This is a genomic window from Flavobacterium sp. Sd200 (assembly GCF_009826935.1).
Taxonomy (GTDB): domain Bacteria; phylum Bacteroidota; class Bacteroidia; order Flavobacteriales; family Flavobacteriaceae; genus Flavobacterium.
Genome location: NZ_WUMN01000006.1, coordinates 160,293 through 171,934 on the forward strand (window position 1 = coordinate 160,293; position 11,642 = coordinate 171,934).

Sequence of the window (11,642 nt, forward strand, 5' to 3'; positions counted from 1 at the left end):
TTACACTGTAACCCCGATATTGCCCCATGAAGTTTAGTAAAACCAAAGCTGTTATTACCCTGTCCGATTTCTTCAAACTTAATTTTGACGAGAACAGCCTTTGGGAATATAAAGCCGATGATACCGACCTGCTGACGGAACTTGTGGCGTTTTTTCGCCCGCGCGATGTTAATGCCGTGCCACAGGTTAGCCTTAAAGAGCTATTGCAACTGCTTACCGAAAATGATCGCTATTGCAATGGGCTGTCGTTATACTTAAAAGGAATTTTAAGCGATAAAAAATTCAGCCATATACTTACTGATGCCGGTATATTGACCGATGCCGTTTTTTTCTTCGAAGTACGCAAGAGGCTGTTTGCTAAACTATTGCCGGACCAGCCATTAAAAGATACTTTGGAGTATGTTCTTAACCAGGTGTTTTATGTAAAGACAGATCCCGTTTGGATAAACACCATTCCGCAGGAACAACTCGAAGAACTTTTCGATTTGCTGAAATTCCGAACCCTGTATGATTCTGCCGAAAGCAACAGTCCGCTTGCCGAACTGGTCTTTGCCATAGAGGTTCTTATAAACCGTATTACAGGCCGTGCGCTGGAGAGCGAGGTTATACAAATGGTGCCCGAATATGAAAACCTCGAAAGCCCGTTCCTTGCCCTGCAAAAAGAATTTGCTGCCATGTCGCAAAAGCTTTTGGAAGAAAACCGCAAATATGTATCGCCAAATGATATTGGTTACCGCCAGCTGCTTGTGCTGCGTGGTCAGTGTGCCGATTATGTAAAGGCAGCCTTTAAGAACAGTGAAAAATATGGTATATCTATCCGCGTAAATCAAAGCCTGCTTCGCATCCGCCAGCAGCTCGACCGTATTGCCGTGCTGCTTCCGCTGCTGGTTATAGACGAAACCGATGGTGCAAAAAAAGATACCATATCGCTGGCTTTCAATCTTATTACCTACAACTGCGATAAAAACAATGTTCGCAAACTGATAAACGAGAGTACACAGCTTATATCTTACGAAATTACACAGCATACCGCCGACACGGGCGAGCACTACATTACCAAAGACCGTAAAGAGTATTTCCGGATGTTTTGGAATGCTTCCGGTGGCGGTATTATAGTGGGCATATTGTGTATTATAAAAGTGCTGCTCTCTAAAATAGATACCAGCGCCTTTGGGCATGCGTTTTATTACAGCATGAACTATGCATTTGGTTTTATTGCCATATATGTGCTTGGATTTACACTGGCTACCAAACAGCCTGCCATGACGGCATCGGCACTGGTGCGTGCCCTCGAAAAAAGCCGCAAAATGCAGCAGGAAGGGGAGGAGGAAGGCCACCTTTCGTTCGCGATATTCTTTGCGCGTGTATTCCGTTCGCAGTTTATTGCCTTTGTGGGTAACGTTATTGTGGCCTTTCCGGTGTCTTTGCTGGGCATTTGGGCCATAGACAGGATCTTTAACTACAATATAGCTCTTACAAAGTGGTTCCATTTAATGGAAGACCTTAGCCCCGTGCATTCGCCGGCTATATTCCATTCTGCTATAGCAGGGGTATTCCTGTTCCTTTCGGGCATTATTGCGGGCAGTGTTGCCAACCGCGATAAATACCGCCATGTGTACTATCGCATACAGGAACACCCGTTGCTTAAAAAAAGTTTTGGGCGCATAAAGGCGCAAAAGTTTGCCAAACTGTATGAGCAAAAATATGCAGGTGTGGTGTCTAACTTTTGGTTTGGGGTTTTTATGGGCAGCACGGCATCTATAGGTTTCTTTTTAGGGCTGGATCTCGACATTCGTCACATTACCTTTGCCAGCGGCAACCTTGCTCTTGGGCTGTATGGTGCTAACTACAATGTTTCTACCGATATGATCGTGTGGGGAATAATAGGTATTGGCGTAATAGGCCTGGTTAACTTTTTGGTTAGTTTTGGCTTGTCTATGGGACTGGCATTCCGTTCCCGAAATATTCCGCTGTCCGAACTTCGGCCAATATCAAAAGCCATATGGTCGTATTTTAAGAAAAAGCCGGGTTCGTTTTTCTTTCCAAATTTCAGGGCTGCCAAATAATGCGCTGCGGCGGTTGCAATTTTCCAAATACATTTGCAGGCAAATGCATAATATGCGTTTTATAGAAATTTAGACACGAATTACACTAATTTTCACAAATTTCGGAATGTTAGATTAATGAGATTTTAAAAATCAATTAGAAGCAGATTACTATTAGGCAATTTGTGTAATTGCTTCGCCAGTTCGCATACGATCGGGACATGGCTAAAATTTATGGTTTGTTTATCCTGAATACATTTACAGGCTGTAAAACTTTGGCTTGAGATTTGTAAATTTGCTCTGCAATTATAAGAAAATGAAATACTTTAAAATACTGTTTTTTGTGGGTATGGCTTTGTGTGTTTTATCATGCGGTAACGATGAAGAACAGCGCATTGCCGAGACAAAGCGTGCTAAAAAACAAAACGATTCGATCATAAAAGTCATCAGCGATAACTGGAGGTTTGATGTGCCTGCCCCAACACAAAAAGTGGCAGAGCGCATAACCAGTTGGAACGAATGGGCACAATTTAATACAGAGTTGCGCCAGAAACCCGCGGGTACTGCAAAAAATGCCTATCTGCAAAAAACCAAAACACTGGTTAAAAGAGCCGATTTGCTAAAGAATAACATTCCTATGTTTTTTAATAAACCGCAGGTGCGCAGCCGTATGGGAGTACTTATTACCAAAATAAAATCGCTGTACACCTACATGAGCATTGAGACTATTCCGGCTAAAAAGGTAATTGCCATTATTGGCGAAATTACCCACGAAATGGATGCCCTGCAAAACCAGCTCGACGAGATAGTGCGCATTAGCGAAATACCTAAAGAACAGGGTGAGGAAGAAATGCTTCGCGCGCTCGACACTACCCGCATGGCCAACCCCGATGCTATGATGCCAAAATTAGACCAGCCACAGGACAACGAACCCAAACCGTGGCAAAAACCCGCTCCCACACAGCCGCAGGCGTCACCTGCCGGAAATGGGACATCTATTAAACAAAAAAATTGAAAAACGAAATATTACACATATACGGGCAACTGCCCAAGGTTAAACAAATTGCGGCTGCATTGCACACCCGCGAAGGCAAGTTTCATCTAAAAGGGTTGTTGGGTTCGTCATTGTCGTTCGTTGCCGACCCGCTTTTCCGCGAAAGCGAACTGCCTTTTTTACTTATTTTTAAAGATAAGGAAGAGGCAGCCTATTACCTTAACGACCTGGAGCAGATGGTAGGGCAGGAAGATGTATTGTTTTATCCGGGATCTTTCCGTCGTCCATACCAGATAGAAGATACCGATAATGCCAGCGTATTGCTTCGTGCAGAGGTGCTTAACCGAATTAACTCGCGTAAAAAGCCTGCCATTATAGTATCGTATCCCGAAGCCATTTTTGAGAAAGTGGTTACCCGAAAAGAACTCGACAAAAACACCCTAAAAATTGCGGTTAACGACCAGGTTTCTATCGACTTTATTAACGAGGTATTGTTTGAATACGAGTTCAGGAGGGTAGATTTTGTTACCGAACCGGGCGAATTTTCGGTTCGTGGGGGAATTGTGGATGTATTCTCTTTCAGTAATGATAACCCCTACCGCATAGAGTTTTTTGGCAACGAGGTAGACAGCATCCGTACGTTTGATGTAGCCTCGCAGCTGTCGTTAGAAATAAAGAAAAAAATATCGGTAATACCTAATGTAGAGAACAAAACGCTTAACGAAAAGCGCGAAAGCTTTTTAGACTACATTAGCGACCGCACCGTGATTTTCATCCAGAATACTGAGGCGTTATTATCTCAGCTCGATGTGATGTTTGGCAAGGCCGTTGAAGCTTTTGATAAACTGAGCAAAGACATTAAGCACGCTACCCCCGATGAGCTTTTTGTAAACCAGCAGGCTTTTGTAAAAAAAGCACTCGATTTTACCGTGGTGGAGCTGGGCACCAAGGCCATTTTCAGGACACAAAAAGAGTTTGAGTTTTATATACAGCCGCAGCCGTCGTTCAATAAACAGTTCGACCTGCTGCTCAACAACCTGAGTGACAACCACAGCAACGGCTACAAGAACTATATTTTTTGTGCCAATGAGGCGCAGGCATCGCGCTTTCATGATATTTTTGAAAGCCTTGACGAAGCCAGTCACGAAAACATACGCAAACAGTACAAAACCATTGTTTTCCCTATCTATGAAGGGTTTATAGACGAGGAGAACAGGATGGTTTGCTATACAGACCACCAGATTTTTGAGCGCTACCACAAATTCAGCATCAAAAACGGGTATTCTAAAAAGCAGACAATTACGCTTAAAGAGCTTAACTCGCTTTCGGTAGGCGACTATGTTACGCACATAGACCATGGTATAGGCAAGTTTGGTGGTTTGCAGAAAATTCAGGTTGAGGGCAAAACGCAGGAGGCCATAAAGCTGGTGTATGCCGATAATGATATAGTGTATGTAAGCATACACTCGCTGCACAAAATATCTAAATACAACGGTAAAGACGGTGCACCACCCAAAATATACAAGTTGGGTAGCGGTGCCTGGAAAGCTCTTAAGCAAAAAACCAAGGCACGGGTTAAGCACATTGCGTTTAACCTTATTCAGCTCTATGCCAAGCGCAGGCTGGAAAAAGGCTATAAATATGCACCCGATAGCTATTTGCAGGCCGAGCTGGAATCGTCTTTTATTTATGAAGATACGCCGGATCAAATGACCGCCACCCGAGATGTAAAGCAGGACATGGAAAGCGACCGCCCTATGGATCGCCTGGTGTGTGGCGACGTGGGCTTTGGCAAGACTGAAGTAGCCATACGTGCTGCCTTTAAAGCAGTAGACAACGGCAAGCAGGTGGCGGTGTTAGTACCTACAACCATACTGGCATTTCAACATTATAAAACATTCAGGGAGCGACTAAAAGACATGCCGGTAACGGTGAGCTACCTTAACCGTTTCCGTACGGCAAAACAAAAATCAGAAACGCTTGCGCAGCTTGCGGAGGGCAAGGTAGACATACTTATAGGCACGCACCAGCTGGTTAACAAAAGTGTTCAGTTTAAAGACCTGGGGCTGCTGATTGTAGACGAAGAGCAAAAGTTTGGCGTAAACGTAAAAGACAAGCTTAAAACCATAGCACATAATATTGACACGCTAACGCTAACGGCAACGCCTATACCCAGAACGTTGCAGTTTTCGCTTATGGCCGCGCGCGACCTTAGTGTTATTACCACTCCGCCGCCTAACCGCTACCCTATAGAGAGCCAGGTGGTAGGCTTTAACGAAGAGGTTATTCGTGATGCTATAGCTTACGAAATCCAGCGCAACGGGCAGGTATATTTTATACACAACCGTATAGAGAATATTAAAGAAGTAGCCGGCATGATACAGCGCCTGGTGCCGCATGCGCGTGTGGGCATAGGCCACGGGCAGATGGACGGTAAAAAGCTGGAAGAGCTAATGTTGTCATTTATGGAGGGTGATTTTGATGTGCTTGTTGCTACAACCATTATAGAAAGCGGACTCGATGTGCCTAATGCCAACACGATATTCATAAACAATGCCAATAACTTCGGGTTATCCGACCTGCACCAAATGCGTGGGCGCGTGGGGCGTAGCAACAAAAAGGCATTTTGTTATTTTATTACCCCGCCTTACAGTGCCATGACCGAAGAGGCACGCAAGCGCATACAGGCACTGGAGCAGTTTAGCGAACTGGGCAGCGGCTTTAATATCGCCATGAAAGACCTTGAAATTCGGGGAGCCGGAGACTTATTGGGTGGCGAGCAGAGCGGTTTTATCAATGAGATAGGTTTTGAAACCTACCAAAAGATAATGAACGAAGCCATAGACGAGCTTAAAGAAAATGAGTTTAAAGACCTGTATGAAGACGAGGCTGGCGATACCGAAAAAGAGTATGTAAAAGACCTGCAAATTGATACCGATTTTGAACTGTTGTTCCCCGATGAGTATGTAAACAGCGTTACCGAACGCCTCAACCTGTATAACGACCTCGCTGCCGTTAAAAACGAAGAAGAGCTTGTTGCCTTTGAAAATAAACTAATCGACCGTTTTGGTCCACTGCCTAAACCTGCACAGGCGCTAATGATAAGTATGCGCATTAAATGGCTGGCCACTAAAATGGGTATTGAGAAACTGGTGCTGAAACAGGGCAAAATGGTAGGCTATTTTGTGTCAGACCAGCAGTCGGATTACTACCAGTCGGCCGGGTTCAGGAATGTGCTTAAGTTTGTACAGCAATACCCTATGCTAAGCAAAATGAAAGAAAAACAAACCAAGAACGGCCTGCGCCTGCTGCTTACTTTTGAGAACATTAAAACGGTTAAAAAAGCTTACGATACTTTGCTGATGGTGTTTGAGTAGGGTTTAGTTTACAGTCGCAGTTTTCAGTTTTCAGGTGTTTGAGAGGAGGAACGACAAAGCAATCTAAGTCTATTATTTTCTATATAAATAAACCTAAAAGGTTGAAAAACCTTTCAGGTTGGCAAACGCACCGATTTATGGTCGTCTTCCTGCAAGGTCTTGAAGACCTTGCAGGTATAAATCTGAAAATCGGTTTTATATTTTTTGTAGTTTTATACAAACAAATCTAAAAACAAAACAATGGCACATTTAAATCCTTACATCCACTTTAATGGCAATGCCGAAGAAGCCTTTACGTTTTACAAATCGGTATTTGGCGGTGAGTTTGCGGCAGTAGTACGCTACAAAGATTTCCCAAACCCCGAGTTTCCTATATATGAAAAAGAAGAGAACAAAATAATCCATATTTCTTTGCCAATAAGTGCTACCAGTGTATTTATGGGCAGTGATGTACCCGATATGCTGGGACAGGTAAACGAGGAAGAAAATCGCAGTAAAATTTCGATAAGTGCAGAAAGTAGGGAAGAAGCCGATAAATTATACAACGGCCTTTCTGCAGGAGGAAAGGTAGAAATGCCTATTGGCGACAGCCCATGGGGGTCTTATTTTGCAATGTTCCGCGATAAATACGGCATTGAATGGATGATAGATTTCGATCCAAGACAGCACGGTTAAAAAACACGCCGGATTTCTAACCACGAAATAATAGAAAAAGCCACGAACTACAATTGTAATCCGTGGCTTTCTTATTTTATACAGCCTGAAACCGTGACCATGACTGTAAACTATTTCTTAGAAAGGATTTTGGTGTACTCTGCACTATTGTTTAGCAGGGCAACGGCTTTCTTAATTTCGCTGTTGCTCGTGGTATAATATTTATACAAACCTTCTTTATACTGGTAGCGTTTTATAAGCTCATCGGTAATAAGCTGTTTTATTTCCTGCTTGTGGGCAGTAAGTTCTTTCTCCTCGCTTCTTTGCAGGGCTGTTAAAAGCGTTTGGCACTCGGTTGCTATACTGGCATCCACTTTCTCTTTTTTAGCCACTTCAAGCGTCTCTTTTAAAGATTTCTCAGTTTCGGTATCAAACTCGAACTTCTCTTTTTTCAGGTACGCTTTAAATGCTTCAAAATCGGCATCGCTAATGTTTGGTATCGTTGTTCCCAAATTAGGGTTTTTGTAATAGTAGGTAGTGGCATAATTAAATATACCGTCTTTGCGAACAAGCGCATCGGCAATGGCACTTTGCTTACTTTCTTCAAGCTCCACATCGGGTAAAATACCCCCACCGTCATAAACTGTGCGACCGTTGCGGGTTTTAAACGCGTTATAGTTTTTCTTGTCTATGCGAATGGCTTTACCGTCGGCATCTTTGTGGGTATAGTCCAGTGCCTGTATGCCACGCCCTGACGGGGTATAGTAGCGCGAAATAGTTACTTTTACCTGTGTGCCATACGTCAGGTCCAGCGGACGCTGTACAAGCCCTTTGCCAAAGCTTCTGCTGCCCACAACAACGGCACGATCTAGATCCTGCAGGGCACCGCTCACGATCTCTGACGCTGATGCACTGTGACCGTCTACCAATACCACCAACGGAATATCCGTATCTACAGGGCTTTTAGGGGTTTTGTAAGTATTGTTATACTTATCGTTCTTAGATTTTGTGGTTACGATGGTCTCGCCCTCTTTTACAAAAAGGTTGCACACATTTACAGCCTCGTGCAGCAAACCTCCCGGATTGCCGCGCAAATCGAGTATAATATTCTTTGCGCCTTTGTCTTTAAGCTCTATTAATGCAGCTTTGGTTTCGCTCGATGCCTTGGTGTTAAACTGCGATAGTACTATATAGCCCGTATTGTTGCCCACAAGCGCATAATAAGGTACTGCCTTTACATCTACCTCGCTAAGCACTATTTGTGCCGGAGAAGTCTTCCCCTGACGTGTAAACTGTATATCTACCTTGGTGTTCTTGCTGCCTTTTAGGAGTTCGCCTGCATCTTCTTTAAAATCGGCCAGCAAAACATCGCCAATTTTAATAATTTCGTCGCCTGCTTTAAGTCCGGCTTTATCGGCAGGATAGTCTTTATACACCTCTTTTATAATAAGTTTTCCCTCTTTACGGGTAATAAGTGCGCCTATGCCTGTATATTCGCCTGTATTGTTAATTTTAAACTTGGCAACATCCTGCTCGTTAAAATAAACGGTGTAAGGGTCAAGGTCCTCAAGCATGCTCTTAATGGCTTTGTCCATAAGCTGCCCAGGGTTGGTTTCGTCTACATAGTTAGTATTAACGGTTTTATAGAGCGTGGTAAAAATTTCTATTTGCTTTGCTATTTCAAAAAAATCATCTTTAAAGCTTGCGCCCACAAACAGGAATCCCACAGCCACCGCCGGAACCACATATTTTTTCTTTACTGTTTTAAGCATTGGTATTTCTTTTCTTTTTAATTTTTTTACGAATGACGATGAACACAATTACGAAAATAAGGATAAATGGCCAAATGTATAGCAACTCTAACAGGAAAGTTGAAAGCGAATTGAAGCCTGATTTTATGGCATTGCCCATTTTAGAACCGTAAGAAACCGTAGTGCCGCCTCCTGTCTCTATATGTTTATAGAACACAAGATGTATAGTGCTCATCGCTACACGGCTTTTTATGTATCTCAACCTGCCTTCCTGTGATTCTATTTCTTCTCTCAGTTCTGATATCTGTTTTTCAATTTCGAGCATTTCCGATACTTTGTTCGCCTTTTTAAGTAACTCAAAATATCGCGCCTCCAATACTTTTTTTGCTTTAAGGCGTGCCTCGGTATCTATATATTCTTCGGTTACATCTTCACTGGATATTTCCTTTTCGTCAAAATGCTTAACTCCTGTGCTTATGTTGGCTATAAAATCTTCAAACCTGGCCGATGGAACACGCAATGTAAGGGTGCGGCTCAGGGCATAATTATCTCTTGTTTCGCTGTCGCTTTGTATTTGCCCTTTATATTTAGTTACAGCTTCTTTTACTTTTAAGGCTGTCGCTTCAAGATCATCGGTTTCAAACCTGAGATTACCATTCTTAATAATCTGCTGAGGTATGGTTATCTGCTCTGCATCTGTTGACTGATCAGAGGAATTATCTTCGAGAGGTTTAAACTTTACTTCTTCAACTATTGCTGCCGGAACTTCGCTAATAGCCATTTCTGAAGTTGATTCCTTGGCTTCTTCTTTGCACGATAAAACAGAAAGGGCAAGAATTAATGTATAAAACGTTGTTTTCATGGTGGTTGGGTTATACAACAACAACGTTAAATAATTGGGCGGTAGTATGTGTGTAAAGAATAATAATTTACAGCCCTTCCTGCGCTATAAATTTTTCAAAAAGCAATATGGTTTTAGCCGTAATTTCTTCATGAGTCAGCCTGTCTTTTGTTTGGTAAAAAAACATAAAGGCATAAGGTTTATCAAGCTTATCGGCTAGGATATGCTTATGGTGGCGGTATGCCTCGCGCAGTTGGCGTTTGAAGTAGTTGCGATCGTGTGCGCGCTTAAAATATTTTTTGGATACCGAAACCCCCATTTGTAGTTTACCTTCAATATCTGCGTCTTCCAAAGGCATATACACCAACCGTAACGGATATTTTGATACCGATTTTCCTTCGGTAAACAAATGTCCTATGGTGGTGCGGCTTTTAAGTTTTTCGGCTTTAGGGTATGTAAATCTTTTCGGTTCCATAAAGCTGCAAAGGTACAGGTTTTAAACAAAAAAAATCCCGGCAGTTAAAACACACACCTGCCGGGACAAATAAAACAAAAACTAACTTACAAAAACTACTATTGCAACAGAGCGTACTCAAAAGTAGGGTTGCCCCTTTCGCCCTGCTGGCTTAGCATTGCCGTAAAACGCAGCTTGTATATGTTGCCTGCTGCATCCTGTATTATATAAAACCTGTCGGTATATAGCTGTACCGGTACTACGTTGCGCCAGTTGGCACCTATTATTCTTTGATCCTGCTGTATTTCAGTTTTAAGCCTGCTGTCATCAGGAACGAGGTTTGCCCTTGTAAAGTCGTTATAGCTTACTTCACTTGTTCTTACTTCATAAGCCCTTGTGCCACCTTTAGCATTGGTAAGTACAAAATCAGAGTAAAAGTAAGACCCTGCACCTTCTATTATGTTGGTAAAGGTTGTAAAATTAAGATCCCATGAGGCTTTTGCAGGTTCTACATCTACAGTGGCTCCATTAGTCAGATTAAAGAACGTAAAATTATAGGCTTCATCTTTAGTAATGGCAACTTCGCTGTGTGTGGTAGATGCAAGATCGGCATATTGTAATGTGTACCCATTACCATTTTTAAGTACGCGGATTTTTTTCCATCCTCTTGGTGTACCTGCAACGTTTACACCACCGCCCAAAACAGGCACTGTTGGAACGTTCATGCCCAGGTTTACCAAATATACTTTGTTGTCGGCTTCGTTATCGCTAACCTCTGTAATTGCAGTTTGCTCAATAAAACCGTTAGGGTTATCTATATAAACCGTATTTGCAGGATCGAATGTACCAATAGCTACCGCAGCATTTGAAGTTTGAGGCAAATCTATGTTGGTAGTATTAAGAGCTTTTACAGCCATACCGATCGATCCGTTTATAACCACCCTGAATTTATCGCCTGAATAGAATCCAAGATCCCATGCAGCTCTGTGCGATGTTTTATACTCGCCCGAACTAAGGTCAAAATAAGCCTGGTTGGTTTGGTTAGAACCGCCAATTACAGGGCTTGCCTGCCCTCCTGTAGAAGGCATTTCGTTAAAGTTTAGCGTAATATTTTTATTGCCGGTAATTTCTACGTCGGCAATCGATATCTGATCGATTGTAAATACTACATTTTTAATTTCGCCCTCAACAGCATCGGCCAGTTTGTTAAAATCAAACTGTATTGCATATTCTCCTTTGCTAAATGGAAGTGTAAATGTGCCGCTCTCTGCCGCAACACTGGTTGTAAAATCGGTTCCGTAAACAACATTTTCTGTTGTATAGCTAATGGTTACAAAACCATTGTTCGGAGCACCGTTGTTAAACAATACCTTTACAGGCGTAACATTTTCCTGTATGTTTACAGCATCTGCCGCAAACGAAACCCCACGACGGTAAAAACCTTTATCGTCGTCTTCGCTACATGATATTGCAAAAAATGTGGTAGCCAGTACAAAGAGTAAAACTAATTTTTTCATGTCTGTACT

At 42.6% G+C, this 11,642-nt stretch carries 8 protein-coding genes; 4 read left to right on the forward strand and 4 right to left on the reverse strand.

Annotated features, from left to right (window positions below):
* Nucleotides 1-26: 26 nt before the first annotated feature.
* The 4 genes from GR160_RS15670 to GR160_RS15685 all read left to right on the forward strand — a co-directional run bounded on the left by GR160_RS15670 (nt 27) and on the right by GR160_RS15685 (nt 7,091).
* Nucleotides 27-2,066 carry a site-specific recombinase gene (locus GR160_RS15670; protein WP_160750834.1) on the forward strand — a complete coding sequence of 680 codons (2,040 nt, stop codon included), beginning with the start codon at nt 27-29 and terminating at the stop codon, nt 2,064-2,066.
* A 295-nt stretch (nt 2,067-2,361) separates the two neighbouring features.
* Nucleotides 2,362-3,060, forward strand: a complete 699-nt coding sequence (locus GR160_RS15675) for a hypothetical protein (RefSeq protein ID WP_160750835.1) — start codon at nt 2,362-2,364, stop codon at nt 3,058-3,060.
* Nucleotides 3,061-3,089: 29 nt separating this feature from the next.
* A complete protein-coding gene (gene mfd, locus GR160_RS15680; protein WP_370519229.1) occupies nt 3,090-6,416 on the forward strand; it encodes a transcription-repair coupling factor in 3,327 nt (1,108 codons plus the stop codon).
* A gap of 240 nt (nt 6,417-6,656) precedes the next feature.
* Nucleotides 6,657-7,091 (forward strand): VOC family protein, encoded by a 435-nt coding sequence (locus GR160_RS15685; RefSeq protein ID WP_160750837.1) that lies wholly within the window; start codon nt 6,657-6,659, stop codon nt 7,089-7,091.
* Nucleotides 7,092-7,201: 110 nt separating this feature from the next.
* Here the strand turns inward: GR160_RS15685 and GR160_RS15690 are convergent, their stop codons facing one another.
* The 4 genes from GR160_RS15690 to GR160_RS15705 all read right to left on the reverse strand — a co-directional run bounded on the left by GR160_RS15690 (nt 7,202) and on the right by GR160_RS15705 (nt 11,633).
* Nucleotides 7,202-8,842 (reverse strand): S41 family peptidase, encoded by a 1,641-nt coding sequence (locus GR160_RS15690; RefSeq protein WP_160750838.1) that lies wholly within the window; start codon nt 8,840-8,842, stop codon nt 7,202-7,204.
* On the reverse strand, nt 8,835-9,683 hold the full coding sequence (locus GR160_RS15695; protein WP_160750839.1) for a DUF4349 domain-containing protein: 849 nt from the start codon (nt 9,681-9,683) through the stop codon (nt 8,835-8,837). Before GR160_RS15695 ends, GR160_RS15690 begins: the two co-directional genes overlap by 8 nt.
* Nucleotides 9,684-9,750: 67 nt before the next feature.
* Nucleotides 9,751-10,137, reverse strand: a complete 387-nt coding sequence (gene rnpA / locus GR160_RS15700) for a ribonuclease P protein component (RefSeq protein WP_160750840.1) — start codon at nt 10,135-10,137, stop codon at nt 9,751-9,753.
* 98 nt (nt 10,138-10,235) lie between these two features.
* The gene (locus tag GR160_RS15705; RefSeq protein WP_160750841.1) at nt 10,236-11,633 is read right to left on the reverse strand and encodes an HmuY family protein; all 1,398 of its coding nucleotides are present in this window, start codon (nt 11,631-11,633) and stop codon (nt 10,236-10,238) included.
* Nucleotides 11,634-11,642: the final 9 nt, after the last annotated feature.

Coding starts and splice junctions, on each gene's coding strand:
- GR160_RS15690 (WP_160750838.1), bottom strand. CDS start 8,842: ATGCTTAAAACAGTAAAGAAAAAATATGTGGTTCCGGCGGTGGCTGTG.
- GR160_RS15685 (WP_160750837.1), top strand. CDS start 6,657: ATGGCACATTTAAATCCTTACATCCACTTTAATGGCAATGCCGAAGAA.
- GR160_RS15705 (WP_160750841.1), bottom strand. CDS start 11,633: ATGAAAAAATTAGTTTTACTCTTTGTACTGGCTACCACATTTTTTGCA.
- rnpA (WP_160750840.1), bottom strand. CDS start 10,137: ATGGAACCGAAAAGATTTACATACCCTAAAGCCGAAAAACTTAAAAGC.
- GR160_RS15675 (WP_160750835.1), top strand. CDS start 2,362: ATGAAATACTTTAAAATACTGTTTTTTGTGGGTATGGCTTTGTGTGTT.
- GR160_RS15695 (WP_160750839.1), bottom strand. CDS start 9,683: ATGAAAACAACGTTTTATACATTAATTCTTGCCCTTTCTGTTTTATCG.
- GR160_RS15670 (WP_160750834.1), top strand. CDS start 27: ATGAAGTTTAGTAAAACCAAAGCTGTTATTACCCTGTCCGATTTCTTC.